The following is an 18,321-nucleotide window of genomic DNA, read 5'->3' on the forward strand; positions in this document are numbered from 1 at the left end:
AGGCTGTGGCATTTCACGCGAACGCACATAATAAAGGAGATTCACCCCATGAGGAAATCGCTACTCGTCTTGCTGCTATGGGCCCCGTTCGCCATGGCCCTGCTTCCACAACCCGGCCCGCGGCTGGATCAAGCGACGCAACAGGCCATTCAACGTTTCTTGTTACACAATCGCATTCTCGATACTCCCATGGACTTGGACAACGCGCCCTACGTCGTCGCGGCGGATGCAGGTCGGGTATTGGGCGCCCAGGGTGAGCGTGTATACGCCAGGGGCGTGTTGGACCCGGCCCAGCCAAGCTACGGGATCTTTCGCCGAGGCAAGGTCTACACCGATCCGCAAACCCGGGAGCTGTTGGGGATCAACGCCGACGACATCGGCACCGCACGGTTTGTGACGGCTGGCGACCTGAGCACCCTGGCCCTGCAGCGCGTGACCCAGGAAGTACGCCCCGGCGACCGTTTGCTCCGTGCTCAACCGCCTGTCGCACTGGACCGCGTAGAACGGTCGAAGCCCGTGTCTTTTATAGAAGGACACATCATCGACGTTCCCAAAGGCGTCACCCATATCGGCGTACTGGACGCCGTGATCCTGAATAAAGGTCGTCGCGAGGGGCTGGTCGAAGGCCAGTTGCTGAGCGTTATCAAAACCGGCGGCACCGTACGCGACACCCTCACTGGCGCTCCGGTGAAGCTTCCCGATGAGCGTGCCGGCACCCTGCTGGTGTTTCGCACCTACGAAAAGCTCAGCTACGGCCTGGTCCTCAGTGCCTCGCGCGCACTGGCGATAACGGACCGTTTCGAGACTGCCCCTCCAGCGCAATAAATAGCCTGCTAAATAAGTTACCAACAGAGTTATCCACAGCTTGTTCCGGTCAAGGATGATCAGATGTTTCCGATAAGCAGCAGTGAAATTTCCCCTTCAGAACTGGAAGCCCGCCTACGCTTGCACAGGCTGCCGGAAGTAGGCCCGAAGCGTTTTAGGTTGTTAATCGAAGCGTTCGGTAGTGCCTCAAAGGCCATCAGTGCCCCTGCCAGTGCCTGGCGTTCTCTGGGATTGCCGCCCATCAGCGCCGATGCCCGACGTAGCCATGAAATTCGCGACGGTGCCAGTGAGGCATTGGCATGGTTGGAGCGTCAGGGCCAGCATTTGCTGATGTGGGACCAACCTGAGTACCCGGCACTGCTCGCCCAGATAGACGACGCCCCGCCACTTTTATTCGTCACCGGCGACCCCGGGATCCTGGAAAAACCGCAACTGGCGATGGTCGGCAGCCGCCGTGCGTCCCGCCCCGGCATGGACACGGCCGCTGCATTTTCCCGCAGCCTGGCGAGCGCCGGTTTTGTCATCACCAGTGGCCTTGCGCTGGGTATCGACGGTGCGGCCCATCAAGCAGCGTTGGATGTGGGGGGGCATACAATCGGTGTACTCGGCACGGGCCTGGAAAATCTTTATCCACAGCGCCATCGGCGGCTTGCGGCGGCGATGATTGCCCAGGGCAGCGCCGTGGTTTCTGAGTTTCCGCTGGACGCCGCGCCCCAGGCCGGTAACTTTCCTCGGCGCAACCGCATCATCAGCGGCCTATCCCTGGGCGTGCTGGTGGTGGAAGCCAGCATGGCCAGCGGCTCGCTGATCACTGCCAAGCTTGCGGCCGAGCAAGGGCGAGAGGTGTATGCGATCCCGGGCTCCATCCATCATCCCGGAGCCAAGGGCTGTCACCAGTTGATCCGTGATGGCGCGATGCTGGTGGAGACCATTGAACACATCCTCGAAGGTTTGCGTGGCTGGCAGGCATTGTCGCGCCCGGCGCCGATGCCCGTCATACATCCTTTGGTGGCGCTGTTGCACGCGGCACCCCATACCAGCGAAGCCCTGGCGATTGCCAGCGGGCGCTCGTTGGCCCAGGTGCTGGCGACCCTCACGGAGTTGGAGCTTGAAGGCCAGGTGATCTGCGAAAGCGGGCGCTGGCTTGCGCGTCACCAGCTTTTGTAGCGGCCGGTTTTTTGGAACTAGGTTTTGTAAAGAAGATCGGTAAACTGCCCAGAGCTTTAGTCCGGAGAGTAAACAATGGTCAACAGGTGGCGTGTGCTGGAAGCCGCACGAGAAATTCGCGCAGGCGCGGTGATTGCCTATCCAACCGAAGCGGTCTGGGGCTTGGGCTGTGATCCTTGGAACGAAGAGGCGGTGGATCGGCTGCTGGCGATCAAGAACCGTTCAGTGGACAAGGGCCTGATCCTGGTGGCAGACAATATTCGCCAGTTCGACTTTCTGTTCGAAGACTTCCCGGATACCTGGATCGAACGTATGGCCAGCACCTGGCCTGGGCCGAATACCTGGCTGGTACCGCATCAGGATTTGTTGCCGGAATGGGTCACCGGTGTGCACGACACGGTGGCGCTGCGGGTGAGCGATCATCCACTGGTGCGGGATTTGTGCGCGCTGGTGGGACCGTTGATTTCTACCTCAGCCAACCCCCAGGGCCGCCCGGCGGCACGCACGCGGATTCGTGTGGAGCAGTATTTCCGCGGGCAGGTGGATTTGGTTTTGGGTGGTGCCTTGGGTGGGCGCAAGAACCCGAGCCTGATTCGTGATTTGGCAACGGGTGAGGTGGTGCGGCCTTCCTGAGACCGCGTCGCATCCATCGCGGGCAAGCGACCTCCCACATTGAACCGCGTCCGTCATGACAACACGGTCAAATGTGGGAGGCGCTTGCCCCCGAAGATTCCCTCAAGGCAACAGAATTGTCGACCCAGTGGTACGCCGCCCCGACAACTCCGTCTGTGCCTTCGCCGCGTCTGCCAGCGAATACCGCTGGTTGATATCAATGCGCACCTTGCCGCTCTTGATCATCGAAAACAGATCATCCGCCATCATCTGCAAGTTCGCCGGGTTGTTGGCGTAGGTCGCCAGGGTCGGCCGTGTTACGTACAGCGAGCCTTTGGCCGCGAGTATCCCCAGGTTCACCCCATCCACCGCGCCCGAAGCATTGCCGAAGCTCACCACCAGACCACGTGGTGCCGCGCTGTCCAATGAGGTCAGCCAGGTGTCCTTGCCGACACCGTCGTACACCACGGGCACCTTTTTGCCGTCGGTCAATTCCAGCACGCGTTGTGCGACGTTTTCCTTGCTGTAGTCGATGGTTTCCCACGCGCCGAGGGATTTGGCCAGGGCGGCTTTCTCTGGCGAGCTGACGGTGCCGATCAGCTTCACGCCCAGTGCCTTGGCCCATTGGCAGGCCAGGGAGCCCACGCCACCAGCAGCGGCGTGGAACAGGATGGTCTCGCCAGCTTTCAGCTCATAGGTCTGGCGCAGCAGGTATTGCACGGTGAGGCCCTTGAGCATGGCACCGGCGGCTTGTTCGAAGCTGATGTCGTCCGGCAGGTGCACCAGGTTGGCGGCGGGCAGCACGTGCAATTCGCTGTAGGCCCCGAGTGGGCCACTGCCGTAGGCCACGCGGTCACCGACTTTAAATTGCGTGACTTCGCTGCCCACCGCATCAACCACGCCGGCGCCTTCTGCGCCCAACCCTGATGGCAGGGCCGGCGGCGCGTAAAGGCCGCTGCGGAAATAGGTATCGATGAAGTTCAGGCCAATCGCCTCGTTACGCACTCGAACCTGCTGCGGGCCCGGCTCTGCCGGTGTGTAGTCCACATATTCAAGTACGTCGGGGCCGCCATGGGCGCTGAACTGGATACGTTTGGCCATCTGCACATCTCCTTGGGTCGATCTCGCGTAGCTCCCTATCGGACTCCTAAGCTTGATCTTCGTCAACTGTGGCGACATGGAGTGCAGTGGTATCCTGTGCGCCCATTTGCCGCCGACGCCCCACGGCCTCGCGTAGCTTTGCCCGATTCAAGGTGATGCCATGACTACCCGCACCGAGGCTGTAAAGGCCTACCTGCTCGACCTGCAAGACCGCATTTGCAGCGCCCTGGAAACCTTCGAGACGGACACTCGCTTTATCGAAGACGCCTGGACCCGGCCTGCCGGCGGTGGCGGTCGCACCCGTGTGATCGAAAACGGTTCGGTCATCGAAAAGGGCGGCGTTAACTTTTCCCACGTATTCGGCAGCGGCCTTCCTCCGTCAGCCAGTGCGCATCGCCCTGAACTGGCCGGTCGCGGCTTTGAAGCCCTGGGCGTGTCGCTGGTGATTCATCCGCACAACCCGCACGTGCCGACGTCCCACGCCAACGTGCGTTTTTTCATCGCCGAAAAAGAAGGCGAAGAGCCGGTGTGGTGGTTCGGTGGCGGCTTCGACCTCACGCCCTACTACGGCAACGAAGAAGACTGCATTCACTGGCACCGCGTGGCCGAGCAGGCCTGCGCGCCCTTTGGCCCGGACGTTTACTCGCGCTACAAGGCCTGGTGCGATACCTACTTCCACATCAAGCACCGCAACGAGCCCCGTGGCATCGGCGGCCTGTTCTTCGATGACTTGAACGAGTGGGACTTCGACACCTGCTTCGCGTTTATCCGCGCCATCGGCGATGCCTACATCGACGCCTACCTGCCGATTGTGCAACGCCGCAAAGCCAGCGCTTATACCGAACAGCAACGCCAGTTCCAGGAATTCCGTCGTGGCCGTTACGTGGAATTCAACCTGGTCTATGACCGTGGCACTTTGTTCGGCCTGCAATCGGGCGGCCGTACCGAGTCGATCCTGATGTCGCTGCCGCCCCAAGTGCGCTGGAGCTACGACTGGAAAGCCGAGGCCGGCAGCGAAGAAGCGCGCCTCACCGACTACTTCCTGCAAGACCGCGACTGGCTGGGCGTCGCCGCGCCCAAGGCGGCTGTCTGATGGATCGTTATGTGGTGTTCGGCAACCCTATCGGCCACAGCAAGTCGCCGCTGATTCACCGTATGTTCGCTGAGCAGACCGGCGAGCAACTGGACTACAGCACCTTGCTCGCGCCCCTGGAGGATTTCACCGGCTGTGCCCGTGAGTTTTTCCAACAGGGCCGAGGTGCCAACGTTACCGTGCCGTTCAAGGAAGACGCCTACCGCCTGGCCAACAGCCTCACCGAACGCGCCCAGCGTGCCGGGGCGGTGAATACGTTGAGCAAACTGGCTGACGGCACGTTGCTCGGCGACAACACCGACGGCGCCGGCCTGGTACGTGACCTGACGGTAAACGCCGGCTTGAATCTGCAAGGCAAACGCATCCTGTTGCTGGGCGCGGGTGGCGCGGTAAGGGGCGCGTTGGAGCCGTTGCTGGCTGAACGGCCCGCTTCGTTGATCATCGCCAACCGCACCGTGGAAAAAGCCGAATTGCTCGCCGAGTTGTTCGACGACCTGGGCCCGGTGTCTGCCAGTGGTTTCGACTGGCTGCGTGAGCCGGTGGACGTGATCATCAATGCCACGTCCGCCAGCCTATCAGGTGATGTACCGCCGATTGCCGGCAGCCTGATCGAACCGGGCAACACGTTTTGCTACGACATGATGTACGCCAAGGAACCGACTGCGTTCTGCCGTTGGGCCAGTGAGCAAGGCGCAGCCGTGGCGATGGATGGCCTGGGCATGCTGGTGGAGCAAGCGGCTGAAGCGTTCTTCCTGTGGCGCGGTGTGCGCCCGGATTCGGCGCCGGTGTTGGCTGAACTGCGCCGGCAGTTGGCGCAGTAATCAATCTTCAAACTGGATGGGGCATTTATCGGCCCCCTCCAGTTTTTTCAACTCGTCCACCACCTGCGGCCTGGCTCGGCGCAATGTCAGGCTACGGCCCAGCCCCCTAAGGCGACGCGCCTCCTGGTGCAGCATCTCCACCCCGGAATAGTCGATAAAGTTGATCTGCTGCGCCTCGATCACCACCCGCTCACCCTGCAAGCTTTGCAGGCGCACTTGCAGGTAATGGCTGGCGCCAAAGAAGATCGACCCGCCCACCCGCAGCACATCCTCTTCTCCATCACGCCATTGTTGAACCCGTGGCTGTGAGGTGCGCTTGAGGTAGAAAAACAACGACGCCAACACGCCCGCATAAATCGCCGTTTGCAACTCAAGCAGCAAGGTGGCGACACAGGTCAGGCTCATCACCACGAATTCTGCACGGCTCACGCGGAACAACGCACGAATACCCCGCCGATCCACCAGGCCCCAGGAAATCAGCAAGATGCTGGCGGCCATGCTCGGGATGGGAATATGCGCGATCAGTGCGGCGCCAAACAGCGCAAATAAGGCCACCCATAATGCGGAAAACACCCCTGCCAGCGGCGAACAGGCGCCTGCCTCATAGCTGAGGCCGGAGCGGGTGAAGGACCCTGCCGACAGATACCCGGAGAAAAATCCGCCAACGATGTTGGATAAACCCTGCGCACGAACTTCCTGGTTGGCATCAAGCAATTGTTGCGAGCGTGCCGACAGCGAACGCGCAATCGACAGGCTGGTCACCAGCCCGAGCATGCCCACCGCAACGGCGCTGGGCAGCAGGCGCAGGATCATGTCCAGATCCAGCGGCAACGGGCTGAACGGCGGCAGCTTGCCGATAAACGAACTGACCAGCGCCACATGCCCGAACGCCCCCGGCCACAGCCAGGCTGCCAGGCTGCCCAAGCCCAGGGCGATCAGCAGCGTTGGCCAGCGAGGCACAAGGTATTTGAGCAGTGCGCCCACCAGCAAAGTACCGAGCCCAAGGGCAAGGGATGCGTGGTCCCACTCGCCAGCGTGGTCGATCAGCGCCAGCAGGCTATTGATCGCTGTGGCCTGGCTCGGTAAATCCAGGCCCAGCAGATTAGGCAGCTGCCCCAGGGCAATCACCACGGCGGCGCCCAAGGTGAAACCCAGCACCACCGAATGCGAGACGAAGTTCACCAGCGCGCCAAAGCGCAGCATGCCCAGCAGCCACTGGAACACCCCGGCCAGGAATGTCAGCAACAGGATCAGGGTGATGTAGTCCTGAGACCCCGGCACAGCCAATGGGCTGACGCTGGCGTACAGCACGATGGAAATCGCCGCCGTGGGGCCACAGATCAGGTGCCAGGATGAACCCCACAGGCACGCGATCAGCACCGGGATGATCGCGGCGTACAGACCGTACTCTGGTGGGAGACCGGCGATCAGCGCGTAGGCAATCGATTGGGGCAGCGCGAGCACGGCGCCGCTGAGGCCGACCAGCGCGTCCCGGCCGACGCTGGCGCGCGTCTGGCGCGCAAGCCAACTGAGGAAGGGGAAGAGTGTATGGCGGTTGGGCCGGGGCATTTATAACTCGGCTGAAAAGGTTTGACTCAGGGTATCAGTACACACGGGTCCTTGTGGGAGGGGGCTTGCTCCCGATATAGGTGGACCCGTCTAAATCTCTCTGACTGGCACTCCGCTATCGGGAGCAAGCCCCCTCCCACATTGGAATAGCGCAAGGCCCTAGAGTTTGGCTTTTACTGCCGGCAACGCGTCCTTGCCATCCACGGTTTTCACGCCGTCCAGCCATTTATCCAGCACCGCTGGGTTCGCCTTGATCCACGCCTTCGCCGCCTCGGCATTGCTGACTTTTTTGTTGACCACCTCAGCCATGATGCTGTTCTCCATCTCCTGGGTGAAACTCAGGTTGGTCAGCAGCTTGCCTACGTTGGGGCAGGCCTGTGCATAACCTTTACGGGTCAAGGTATACACGCTGCCGGTGTCACCAAAGTATTTCTCGCCGCCTTTGAGGTAGTGCATTTTCAACTGCACGTTCATCGGGTGCGGTGTCCAGCCGAGGAAGGTGACGAATTTCTGCTTCTTCACCGCCCGTGATACTTCCGCCAGCATCGCCTGTTCACTGGATTCGATCAGCTTCCACTGGCCGAGGTCGAAGTCATTCTTCTTGATGATCTCCTGCAGCGAGATATTCGCCGGCGCGCCCGAGCCGATGCCGTAGATCTTCTTGTCGAACTTGTCGGCAAATTTGTTCAGGTCGGCAAAGTCATGCACCCCGGCATCCCAGACATAATCCGGCACGGCGAGGGTGAACTCGGTGCCGTCGAGGTTCTTCGCCAGTTGCACCACATCGCCGTTGGCCACGAACTTGTCGTAGAAACCTTGCTGCGCCGGCATCCAGTTACCCAGGAACACATCCACCTGGCCGTCCTTGAGCCCGCCGAAGGTAATCGGCACCGCCAGGGTGTCGACCTTGGCCTTGTAGCCCATGCCGTTGAGCAGAAACCCGGTGATGGCATTGGTGGCGGCGATATCGCTCCAGCCTGGGTCGGCCATCTTTACCGTGTCACAGCTGGTGTCCGCATACGCATTGGCGCTACTCAGCACTAACATGCCCACTACCGCAGTTAACTTTTGCATGGCCTTCCCTCAGTGTTATTGGTTTTGGCAGGGTTGTGGATAACGTGCCTTGCGCTCCAGGTCGTCGAGGTCGATATGGTTGCGCATGTATTGCTGACTGGCGTCTACCAGTGGCTGGTGATCCCAGCTCTTCAGCTTGCCTTCGGTCAGCGCCTCGAACACCAGGCGACGACGGCGTTGGCTGGCGAGCACCTGCTGGTGGATCGCCGGGATGTCCCATTTGGCCCGCGCTTCATTCAAAAACGCCTCGAACAGTGGCCGGTGTTCCGGTGACTGGCTAAGGTCTTCCCGCTCGTGCGGGTCGTTGTGCACATCGAACAGTAGACAAGGGTCGTCTTCGCTGTAGATGAATTTGCAGGCGCCGCGGCGAATCATCATCAGTGGGCTGATGGTGCCTTCGGCCATGTATTCGCCAAAGACTTCGTCGTGCCCGCCCTGCCCTTGCAAGTGCGGGACCAGCGAGCGGCCGTCCAGCGGCAGGCGCGGGTCCAGCTCGCCGCCGGCCAGTTCCACCAGGGTGGGCAGCAGGTCGGCGGTGGACACGGCCTTGGTCACCCGGCCCGGCGCAAATTGCCCCGGGGCACTGACCAGCAGCGGCACGCGGGCGGCCATTTCAAACCAGTGCATTTTGTACCAGAGGCCGCGCTCGCCGAGCATGTCGCCGTGGTCGCCGGAGAAGATGATGATGGTGTCGTCGGCCAGGCCGGTGTCTTCCAGGGTTTGCAGCAGCTTGCCGACATTGCTGTCGATGTAGCTGCACGCGCCGAAGTAGGCGCGGCGGGCGTCGCGGATTTTATCCACAGGCAGCGGCTTGTCCCACAGGTCATAGACCTTGAGCAGACGCTGGGAATGCGGGTCGAGATCTTCCTGGTTCGGCGTTGCAGGCAAAGGGATGTCGTTATCGTCGTACAGGTCCCAGAACGGCTTGGGAATGGTGTACGGGTCGTGGGGATGGGTCATCGACACGGTCAGGCAGAACGGCTGGTCGCCGTCTTCGCGGATGTGGTCGAACAGGTATTGCTGGGCCTTGAACACAACCTCTTCGTCGAAATCCAGCTGGTTGGTACGCACGCACGGGCCGGCTTGCAGCACCGAGGACATGTTGTGGTACCAGGTGGGGCGTACGTCCGGCTCATCCCAGTTCACCGCCCAGCCATAGTCAGCGGGATAGATGTCGCTGGTCAGGCGTTCTTCATAGCCGTGCAGTTGGTCGGGGCCGCAGAAGTGCATCTTGCCCGACAGCGCGGTGCGATAACCGAGGCGCCGCAGGTAGTGGGCATAGGTCGGCACATCGGCAGGGAAATCCGCCGCGTTGTCGTAGGCGCCGATCTTGCTCGGCAATTGGCCGCTGACCAGGGTGAAGCGTGACGGTGCACACAGCGGGCTGTTGCAATAGGCCGCGTCGAACACCACGCCCTGTTCGGCGAGGCGACTCAAATTCGGCAGCTTGATAGGGGAAGGTCCGTAGAACGGAAGCATCGGCGCGGCCATTTGATCGGCCATGATGAAAAGAATGTTCTTGCGCTTCATAGGTCTTCGGCATTCCATAGGCGGTGTTTATGCGAATGAGCATGCAGCCCATGAAAAATGGGGTAAAGCCCATGACGAGCAATGTCTAGGATAAGCACAGCTTATGTATGAAGCCCTTGGAGACCTGTCCCTCGACCTGCTGCGTGCGTTCGAGGCGGCCGCGCGCCATCGCAGCTTTACCGCAGCAGCGATGGAGCTGGGCACCACTCAGCCGGCCATCAGCCAGCAGATCAAGCGCCTGGAAGAACAACTGGCGATCCGCCTGTTTGACCGCATCTATCGGGGCATCGAACTGACCGACGCCGGCGCCCTGCTGTTCGAGCATGTGCAAGGCGGTTTGCAGAGCATCAACCAGGGCCTCAGTGTGATTACCCAGCAGGACCAGCACGAAGTGCTGCAAGTGGCCACAGACTTTGCGTTCGCTGCCTACTGGCTGATGCCGCGCCTGCATCGCTTCCACGCCGCCAACCCGCAGGTGGACGTGAGCCTGGTGACCAGCGAGCGCAACCACGCCACCTTGCGCAGCGATATCGATGTGGCGGTGCTGTTTGGCGATGGCCGTTTCAAGCAGGGCGACAGCCTTTGGCTGTTCAACGAGGAAGTGTTTCCGGTGTGCAGCCCGCAGTGGCTCAAGGACCAGGCCACGCCGCTGACCCTGCAGAACTTGCACGACGTTCCTTTGCTGCACCTGCGCCAGGAAAACAACAACCAGTGGTTCGACTGGAGCGGCGTATTCCGCGAACTGGGCATCACCGCCGCGCCCACGCCCGGCCAGCTGCGATTCGACAACTACACCTTATTGATCCAGGCAGCGATTGCCGGCCAAGGGGTGGCGATCGGCTGGCGCCATTTGGTGGATAACCTGCTGGAACAGAATTGGTTGTGCCGACCGATCGGCAACACGGTGGTTTCGCGCTTTGGCTATTACGTGGTGCAGCCCCAGCGCAAGCGGCGTGGGCAGTTGGTCGAACGTTTCGTCGACTGGTTGCAGGCAGAACAGGCCAGCAGCGCGCAGTCCCTGACCGGACTGGCCCTGCCGTCGATTGCGGTCTAGGATTTGCCGCACATTGGATCCGGAGTCCGTCATGCAACGTATCAAGGGCTACCATGCCCATATCTACTTCGATGCCAGCACCCTCGATCAGGCGCGTGCCTTGTGCGAGGACGGCGCGAAACTGTTCCCGCTGCGCATGGGCCGCGTGCATGAGCGGCCCGTAGGCCCGCACCCGGACTGGAGCTGCCAGTTGGCGTTCGACCCCGAATACATTGGGGTGGTGCTGCCGTGGCTGGCGCTGCATCGCAATGGGCTGGTGGTGTTCCTGCACCCTGAAACCGGCGATGACCTGAAGGATCACACCGATTACGCGATCTGGATGGGTGCGATGCGCGAGCTGGACTTGTCGGCTTTTTAACCCCTCCTTATCAGATAGAACCAGTTTCCTCCCGCAGTAAAAAGCGAGGAGCCTGTAGGATTTATCTCGTTTCATCTCAATATGTGGGACAGTTATTTATATATTGAGATATTGCCAGCCGTAGGTTTATATTCGCCCATCTGCTTTTTTCAGCACCCACTCATTTCAGGTGAAGCGATGCAGGCGCAATTGATCGCGCTCGATTGGGGGACCAGCTCCCTTCGTGCTTACAAACTCGGTCCCGCGGGCGTAGTGCTGGAACAGCGCTCGCTGGCGTCGGGCATCATGCATTTGCCCAGCGAGCCCCGGGACATCGGCGGCGTTCGCTGCAGCGATGGCTTCGAGTTGGCGTTTGATGCAGCGTGCGGCGACTGGCTCGACGCCGAGCCAAACCTGGCGGTGATCGCCTGCGGCATGGTCGGCAGCGCCCAGGGTTGGAGCGAGGCGGCGTATCGCAGTACGCCGGTCGACGTCGCCAGCCTGGGCCAGGCGTTGCACAAGGTGCGCAGCCTGCGCGGTGTCGATGTGCATATCGTGCCCGGAGTGATCGAGCAGGTCGGCTTGCCCAATGTGATGCGCGGTGAAGAAACCCAGGTGCTGGGCGTGCTGCAAAGCCTGTCGGCCAGCGGTGAAATGCTGATCGGCCTGCCCGGCAGCCATTCCAAATGGGTCGAGGTGGTGGAAGGCTGCATCACTCATTTCGACACCTTCATGACCGGTGAACTGTTCGCGGTGCTGAGCAAGCACAGCCTGCTTGGTCGTACGCAAAAGGTATCCGAGCAGTTCCAGGCCGAGGCCTTTGACCGCGGTGTTCAAGTGGCGCTGTCGAACGATGGCCAGCGTGGCGTGCTGTCGACCTTGTTCAGTGCGCGCACTCTGGGACTGACCGGCGAACTCACCCCTGAGCAGCAGCCCGACTACCTGTCCGGCCTGCTGATCGGCCATGAACTGGCCGGCTTGCCAGCCAGTGCACGGCACATACCCATCATCCTGGTGGGCGCCGGCCTGCTCTGCGTGCGCTACCAACGCGCCCTCGCCCTCTGCGGTTTCGCCCACGTCAGCCTGGCGCAGGAAGCGACCGAGCGCGGGCTGTGGCAACTGGCAGTGGCCGCCGGACTCACTCAACCTGCAATGGAGGCCTGACATGCTCAAGCAAGCACTCGCACAAAACGGTTTGATCGCCATTCTTCGCGGCATACGCCCGGACGAAGCCCAGGCGGTCGGCCAAGTGCTGTACGACGCCGGGTTTCGCGTGATCGAAGTCCCGCTCAATTCGCCGGACCCTTACACCAGCATTCGCACCCTGCGCGACAGCCTGCCCGCCGATTGCCTGATCGGCGCCGGCACGGTATTGACGCCTGGGCAGGTCGAACAAGTGAAAGCTGCCGGTGGCCAAGTGATCGTCATGCCCCATAGCGATGCCAAGGTCTTGCGCGCCGCGAAAGCCGCCGGCCTGTACCTGTCGCCGGGTGTGGCCACGCCCACCGAAGCGTTCGCGGCGTTGGACGAAGGTGCCGACGTGTTGAAGCTGTTCCCGGCCGAGCAAATGGGCCCTTCTGTGATCAAGGCTTGGCTGGCGGTATTGCCTGCAGGCACGTTGCTGCTGCCGGTGGGCGGCATTACCCCGGACAACATGCAGGTGTTTATCGACGCCGGCGCCAAGGGGTTCGGGCTGGGTTCCGGGTTGTTCAAACCGGGTATGACAGTGGATCAGGTAGCGAGCCGCGCCCAGGCTTATGTCGCCGCCTGGAAAGCCCTGAACTGAGATCAAGTTCCGCGCCCGCAGGCGCTGCATCTATAAGAGAGATAACAGATGAAAATCACCAAACTGACGACCTTTATCGTCCCGCCGCGCTGGTGCTTCCTCAAGGTCGAGACCGACCAGGGCGTGACCGGTTGGGGTGAGCCCGTGGTCGAAGGCCGCGCTCACACCGTGGCCGCTGCTGTCGAGGAACTGTCCGACTACCTGATCGGCAAAGACCCACGCAATATCGAAGACATCTGGACCGTGCTCTACCGCGGTGGCTTCTATCGAGGCGGCGCCGTGCACATGAGCGCCCTCGCCGGCATCGACCAGGCGCTGTGGGACATCAAGGGCAAGGCCCTGGGCGTTTCCGTCAGCGACCTGTTGGGTGGCCAGGTGCGTGACAAGATCCGCGTGTACTCGTGGATCGGCGGCGATCGCCCCGCCGACACCGCCCGCGCCGCCAAAGAGGCCGTGGCCCGTGGTTTTACTGCGGTGAAAATGAACGGCACTGAAGAGTTGCAGTTCGTCGACAGCTTCGAAAAAGTCGACCTGGCCCTGGCCAACGTCGCGGCTGTGCGTGATGCGGTCGGTCCCAACGTAGGCATCGGCGTCGACTTCCATGGTCGTGTGCACAAGCCCATGGCCAAGGTGCTGATGAAAGAACTGGACCCCTACAAGCTGATGTTTATCGAAGAGCCGGTGCTCAGCGAAAACTACGAAGCCCTCAAGGAACTGGCGCCGCTGACCAGCACTCCGATTGCCCTGGGCGAGCGCCTGTTCTCGCGCTGGGACTTCAAGCGCGTGCTCAGCGAAGGCTACGTCGACATCATCCAGCCGGATGCTTCCCACGCGGGCGGTATCACCGAAACCCGCAAGATCGCCAACATGGCCGAAGCCTACGACGTGGCCCTGGCGCTGCACTGCCCGCTGGGCCCGATTGCGTTGGCGGCGTGCCTGCAACTGGATGCGGTTTGCTACAACGCGTTTATCCAGGAGCAAAGCCTGGGCATTCACTACAACGAGAGCAACGACCTGCTCGACTACGTGCGCGACCCGGGCGTGTTCGACTATGACCAGGGCTTTGTGAAGATCCCCAACGGGCCGGGCCTGGGGATCGAGATCAACGAGGAATACGTGATCGAACGTGCAGCCATCGGTCACCGCTGGCGCAACCCGATCTGGCGCCACGCCGACGGCAGTTTCGCCGAGTGGTGATTTCTGCCTGAAAGAACACGGTCAAACATGTGGGAGGGGGCTTGCCCCCTTCCACATTTTGAGCCGGTTTCTTCAGAAGTCCCTTCCTCAACAAACATAAGAATAGGCACCTACCATGCAACCTGAATCCTTGAGCGGGCAGGCTTCTTTAGTCACGCCTACCCGAAAGCGCTACTTCATCATGGTGTTGCTGTTTATCACCGTCGTGATCAACTACCTCGACCGCAGCAACCTGTCGATTGCCGCCCCGGCGCTGACCAGCGAGCTGGGCATCGATCCGGTACATGTCGGGCTGATTTTCTCGGCGTTCGGCTGGACTTACGCCGCCATGCAGATTCCCGGCGGCTGGCTGGTGGACCGGGTGCCGCCGCGCATCCTCTACACCGCCGCCCTGTTGCTCTGGTCCATCGCCACCGTGATGCTCGGCTTTGCCGCCAGCTTCATTGCGCTGTTTGTGCTGCGCATGGCGGTAGGCGCCCTGGAAGCACCGGCCTACCCTATCAACAGCCGCGTGGTCACCAGTTGGTTTCCCGAGCGTGAGCGCGCCACGGCCATTGGCTTTTACACCTCCGGGCAGTTTGTCGGGTTGGCGTTCCTGACGCCGGTCCTGGCCTGGTTGCAGCATCATTACGGCTGGCACATGGTGTTTGTCGTCACTGGCGGAGTGGGCATTCTGTGGGCGGCGATCTGGTATGCCGTGTATCGCGAGCCCCGGGACTTCAAAGGCGTCAACGCAGCCGAAATCGAGTTGATCCGCGAAGGTGGCGGGCTGGTGGACCTCAGTGCACAAGCGGGTAAGACCAAGGCGCCATTCAGCTGGGTCGACCTGGGCATTGTCCTGAGCAAGCGCAAATTGTGGGGCATCTACCTGGGGCAGTTCTGCCTGAACTCCACGTTGTGGTTCTTCCTGACCTGGTTCCCGACCTACCTGGTGAAATACCGCGGCATGGACTTCATCAAGTCCGGCATGCTCGCATCACTGCCCTTCCTCGCGGCCTTCGTCGGCGTGTTGTGCTCGGGGTTGTTTTCCGACTGGCTGATCCGCCGTGGCGCCTCGGTGGGGTTTGCCCGCAAGTTGCCGATCATCAGCGGCCTGCTGATCTCTACGGCGATCATTGGCGCCAACTTCGTCGAATCGACACCGTTGGTCATCGCCTTCCTGGCCTTGGCGTTCTTCGGCAACGGCCTGGCCTCAATCACGTGGTCCCTGGTTTCGACCCTTGCCCCTGCACGTCTGCTGGGACTGACTGGCGGTGTGTTCAACTTCATCGGCAACCTGGCGGCGATTACCACACCAATCGTTATCGGCTTCCTGGCCAGCGGCGATTCGTTTGCGCCGGCGATTACCTATATCGCGGTACTGGCATTGCTTGGGGCGCTTTCTTACATATTGCTCGTAGGTAAAGTTGAACGCATCGAGCTTTAAGCCGGTAGCGGGAAGATTGCTTTCTGGAGACTGACCTCTAATGGCGAGCAGACTTCCCGTGGCGAGCGGGCTTGCCACAGGAAGCTACGTTGCTACAACGTTATTGCGTGGTTTTAGTTGAGTACGCCGTCAAGGATTTCGTAGACGATGCCCGTGCCTACAGCGATCAGTACCACGTCCGGCCCCGAACGGCGCCATTCATAACCTGGATAGACCGGCAGGCGCGCCAGGGCACGGTTGTCCAAGCGCTCGCCGTAGTAGCCATGCGGCAGGGGGCGGCCGCGCACCAGACGCACATTCGGCGGCGGCGGTGCGCCACGGGAGAACTGGCCGTGGTTGTCGCGAATGATCTGGCGTACCGGGCCGAAGTCCTGGGGCGGGCCGCCGCGACGGTCGTCCTGCGGGCCGCGATGGTCGTCGCCACGTTGCTCGTGCTGGCCCTGCGGGCCGCCACGATCGTCACCCCGCGGGTCAGGCGGCGCGGCTTGCACCAGGGCGCTGGCGCCAAGTACCAGCACACCAAGACCTGCAATCACGGATTTAGGCATTTTCATCGGGTATTCCTCAGGGCACACATACAAAAAAGGGATCTCGAACGCGGTTCGAAATCCCTTGGTCTTGCTGTTTAGGCCGTGATTGCGCGCGTTGATTCCTCTGTATCAGGAACTTTACCTCTCGCTACATGGCGCTTACTTACGGGCGTTGCGCACACCTTCCGACAGCGCCGCGCACAGGCTCAATACGCCATCGATCGCTTGTTGATCGTTACTGGCATTGGCGATGTGATCGATCAGGGCCGAGCCGACCACCACGCCATCGGCCAGGCGCGCGATGGCCGCCGCTTGTTCCGGTGTGCGGATACCAAAACCGATGCTGATCGGCAGGTCGGTATGCCGACGCAGGCGGGCCACGGCTTCTTCGACGTGTTCCAGGGTCGCGGCGCCGGCACCGGTCACACCGGCCACGGATACGTAGTACACAAACCCGGAACTGCCGTTGAGCACGGTCGGCAGGCGCACGTCATCGGTGGTCGGCGTGGTCAGGCGGATAAAGTCGATACCTGCGGCCTGGGCCGGGTCGCACAGCTCGCCGTTATGCTCGGGCGGCATGTCGACCACGATCAGGCCGTCGACGCCGGCCTCTTTGGCGTCAGCGATGAACTCAGGCACACCGTATTTGTGGATCGGGTTGAAGTAGCCCATCAACACCAGCGGGGTATCGCTGTTGTCCTCGCGGAACTCACGCACCATCTGCAGGGTTTTCAGCAGGTTCTGCTTGGCTTCCAGCGCACGGATGTTGGCCAGTTGAATGGCCGGGCCGTCGGCCATTGGGTCGGTGAAGGGCATGCCCAACTCGATCACATCGGCGCCAGCAGCAGGCAAGCCCTTGAGGATCGCCAGCGAAGTGTCATAGCCCGGGTCGCCGGCAGTGACGAAGGTCACCAGGGCGGCGCGGTTCTGTTCTTTGAGTTGCGCAAAGCGGGTTTGCAGGCGGCTCATTTAGTGTTTCTCCTGCTGAGACTGTTCCATGTGGTGCATCACGGTCTGCATGTCTTTGTCGCCACGGCCGGACAGGTTGACCACCATCAGGTGATCCTTCGGCAGGGTCGGCGCGCGCTTGAACACTTCGGCCAGGGCGTGGGCGCTTTCCAGGGCAGGAATGATCCCTTCCAGGCGGCAGCACTTGTGGAAGGCATCCAGGGCTTCGTGGTCAGTCACCGAGGTGTACTGGACGCGGCCGATATCGTGCAACCAGGCGTGTTCCGGGCCGATGCCTGGGTAGTCGAGGCCGGCGGAAATCGAGTGGGCGTCGATGATCTGGCCGTCGTCGTCCTGCAGCAGGAAGGTACGGTTGCCGTGCAGCACACCCGGTACGCCGCCGTTGAGGCTGGCGGCGTGCTTGCCGGTCTCGATGCCGTGGCCGGCGGCTTCAACGCCGATGATCTCGACGCTGGTGTCGTCCAGGAACGGATGGAACAGGCCCATGGCGTTGGAACCACCGCCGATGCATGCCACCAGGCTGTCCGGCAGGCGGCCTTCCTGAGCTTGCAGCTGGGTGCGGGTTTCCTTGCCGATCACGGCCTGGAAGTCACGCACCATCGCTGGGTATGGGTGTGGGCCGGCCACGGTGCCGATCAGATAAAAGGTGTCGTCGACGTTGGTCACCCAGTCGCGCAGGGCTTCGTTCATCGCGTCCTTGAGGGTGCCGGTGCCGGCGACCACTGGGATCACTTCAGCGCCCAGCAGCTTCATGCGGAACACGTTGGCCTGTTGGCGCTCGATGTCGGTGGTGCCCATGTAGATCACGCATTGCAGGCCGAAACGCGCGGCCACGGTAGCGGTCGCCACACCGTGCATGCCGGCGCCGGTCTCGGCGATGATGCGTTTCTTGCCCATGCGCCGTGCCAGCAGGATCTGGCCGATGCAGTTGTTGATCTTGTGCGCGCCGGTGTGGTTCAGCTCTTCGCGCTTGAGGTAGATCTTGGCACCGCCGCAGAACTCGGTCAGGCGCTCGGCGAAATACAGCGGGCTTGGGCGGCCGACGTAGTCACGCTGGAAGTAGGCCAATTCTTCGTTGAACGCCGGATCGATCTTGGCCGCTTCGTATTCGCGGGCCAGTTCGAGGATCAACGGCATCAGGGTTTCGGCGACGTAGCGGCCGCCGAACGCGCCAAACAGGCCGTTGGCGTCAGGGCCGTTGCGCAGATCGGTCTGGGACTGAGTCATGGG

18 protein-coding genes are annotated in these 18,321 nt (G+C 61.6%); 11 read left to right on the top strand and 7 right to left on the bottom strand.

Features of this window, described 5'->3' with window-relative positions; genetic code table 11:
• Positions 1-48: 48 nt before the first annotated feature.
• The 3 genes from M2397_RS19950 to M2397_RS19960 all read left to right on the top strand — a co-directional run bounded on the left by M2397_RS19950 (position 49) and on the right by M2397_RS19960 (position 2,625).
• A complete protein-coding gene (locus tag M2397_RS19950) occupies positions 49-825 on the top strand; it encodes a peptidoglycan-binding protein (RefSeq protein WP_184745271.1) in 777 nt (258 codons plus the stop codon).
• Positions 826-888: 63 nt separating this feature from the next.
• On the top strand, positions 889-1,992 hold the full coding sequence (dprA, locus tag M2397_RS19955; RefSeq protein WP_184745273.1) for a DNA-processing protein DprA: 1,104 nt from the start codon (positions 889-891) through the stop codon (positions 1,990-1,992).
• A gap of 75 nt (positions 1,993-2,067) precedes the next feature.
• Positions 2,068-2,625 carry an L-threonylcarbamoyladenylate synthase gene (locus M2397_RS19960; RefSeq protein ID WP_027608149.1) on the top strand — a complete coding sequence of 186 codons (558 nt, stop codon included), beginning with the start codon at positions 2,068-2,070 and terminating at the stop codon, positions 2,623-2,625.
• 102 nt (positions 2,626-2,727) lie between these two features.
• On the opposite strand, the gene M2397_RS19965 is transcribed toward M2397_RS19960, so the two are convergent.
• Positions 2,728-3,705, bottom strand: a complete 978-nt coding sequence (locus tag M2397_RS19965; protein WP_184745275.1) for a quinone oxidoreductase — start codon at positions 3,703-3,705, stop codon at positions 2,728-2,730.
• Positions 3,706-3,865: 160 nt separating this feature from the next.
• Here M2397_RS19965 and hemF point away from each other — a divergent pair, with 160 nt between their 5' ends.
• Positions 3,866-4,798 carry an oxygen-dependent coproporphyrinogen oxidase gene (hemF, locus tag M2397_RS19970; protein WP_053127403.1) on the top strand — a complete coding sequence of 311 codons (933 nt, stop codon included), beginning with the start codon at positions 3,866-3,868 and terminating at the stop codon, positions 4,796-4,798.
• Complete coding sequence (aroE, locus tag M2397_RS19975) at positions 4,798-5,619, top strand: shikimate dehydrogenase (RefSeq protein ID WP_184745277.1); 822 nt, start codon at positions 4,798-4,800, stop codon at positions 5,617-5,619. Before hemF ends, aroE begins: the two co-directional genes overlap by 1 nt.
• Here aroE and M2397_RS19980 read toward each other — a convergent pair whose 3' ends face one another.
• The 3 genes from M2397_RS19980 to betC form a co-directional block, all read right to left on the bottom strand.
• Positions 5,620-7,188 (bottom strand): SulP family inorganic anion transporter, encoded by a 1,569-nt coding sequence (locus M2397_RS19980; protein WP_167655877.1) that lies wholly within the window; start codon positions 7,186-7,188, stop codon positions 5,620-5,622.
• A 159-nt stretch (positions 7,189-7,347) separates the two neighbouring features.
• On the bottom strand, positions 7,348-8,262 hold the full coding sequence (gene choX / locus M2397_RS19985; RefSeq protein ID WP_053127397.1) for a choline ABC transporter substrate-binding protein: 915 nt from the start codon (positions 8,260-8,262) through the stop codon (positions 7,348-7,350).
• Between the two features lie 15 nt (positions 8,263-8,277).
• Positions 8,278-9,792 carry a choline-sulfatase gene (gene betC, locus M2397_RS19990; RefSeq protein WP_145338366.1) on the bottom strand — a complete coding sequence of 505 codons (1,515 nt, stop codon included), beginning with the start codon at positions 9,790-9,792 and terminating at the stop codon, positions 8,278-8,280.
• A gap of 103 nt (positions 9,793-9,895) precedes the next feature.
• Between betC and M2397_RS19995 the strand changes: the two genes are divergently transcribed.
• The 6 genes from M2397_RS19995 to M2397_RS20020 all read left to right on the top strand — a co-directional run bounded on the left by M2397_RS19995 (position 9,896) and on the right by M2397_RS20020 (position 15,592).
• Positions 9,896-10,846 carry a choline sulfate utilization transcriptional regulator gene (locus M2397_RS19995; protein WP_167655874.1) on the top strand — a complete coding sequence of 317 codons (951 nt, stop codon included), beginning with the start codon at positions 9,896-9,898 and terminating at the stop codon, positions 10,844-10,846.
• A gap of 31 nt (positions 10,847-10,877) precedes the next feature.
• Positions 10,878-11,204 (top strand): DOPA 4,5-dioxygenase family protein, encoded by a 327-nt coding sequence (locus M2397_RS20000; protein WP_131699609.1) that lies wholly within the window; start codon positions 10,878-10,880, stop codon positions 11,202-11,204.
• A gap of 177 nt (positions 11,205-11,381) precedes the next feature.
• A complete protein-coding gene (locus M2397_RS20005) occupies positions 11,382-12,347 on the top strand; it encodes a 2-dehydro-3-deoxygalactonokinase (protein WP_131699608.1) in 966 nt (321 codons plus the stop codon).
• 1 nt (position 12,348) lies between these two features.
• The gene (locus M2397_RS20010; RefSeq protein ID WP_131699607.1) at positions 12,349-12,969 is read left to right on the top strand and encodes a 2-dehydro-3-deoxy-6-phosphogalactonate aldolase; all 621 of its coding nucleotides are present in this window, start codon (positions 12,349-12,351) and stop codon (positions 12,967-12,969) included.
• 48 nt (positions 12,970-13,017) lie between these two features.
• Entirely contained in the window at positions 13,018-14,166 is a 1,149-nt protein-coding gene (gene dgoD, locus M2397_RS20015) for a galactonate dehydratase (protein ID WP_003170741.1), read from the top strand.
• Positions 14,167-14,281: 115 nt separating this feature from the next.
• Positions 14,282-15,592 carry an MFS transporter gene (locus tag M2397_RS20020; RefSeq protein ID WP_131699606.1) on the top strand — a complete coding sequence of 437 codons (1,311 nt, stop codon included), beginning with the start codon at positions 14,282-14,284 and terminating at the stop codon, positions 15,590-15,592.
• Positions 15,593-15,705: 113 nt separating this feature from the next.
• Here the strand turns inward: M2397_RS20020 and M2397_RS20025 are convergent, their stop codons facing one another.
• The 3 genes from M2397_RS20025 to trpB form a co-directional block, all read right to left on the bottom strand.
• Positions 15,706-16,146 (bottom strand): anti-virulence regulator CigR family protein, encoded by a 441-nt coding sequence (locus tag M2397_RS20025; protein WP_131699605.1) that lies wholly within the window; start codon positions 16,144-16,146, stop codon positions 15,706-15,708.
• Between the two features lie 135 nt (positions 16,147-16,281).
• On the bottom strand, positions 16,282-17,091 hold the full coding sequence (gene trpA / locus M2397_RS20030) for a tryptophan synthase subunit alpha (protein ID WP_131699604.1): 810 nt from the start codon (positions 17,089-17,091) through the stop codon (positions 16,282-16,284).
• Complete coding sequence (trpB, locus tag M2397_RS20035; protein WP_131699603.1) at positions 17,092-18,318, bottom strand: tryptophan synthase subunit beta; 1,227 nt, start codon at positions 18,316-18,318, stop codon at positions 17,092-17,094.
• Positions 18,319-18,321 lie beyond the last annotated feature (3 nt).

The sequence above is a fragment of the Pseudomonas sp. BIGb0381 genome, from assembly GCF_024809815.1.
Taxonomy (GTDB): domain Bacteria; phylum Pseudomonadota; class Gammaproteobacteria; order Pseudomonadales; family Pseudomonadaceae; genus Aquipseudomonas.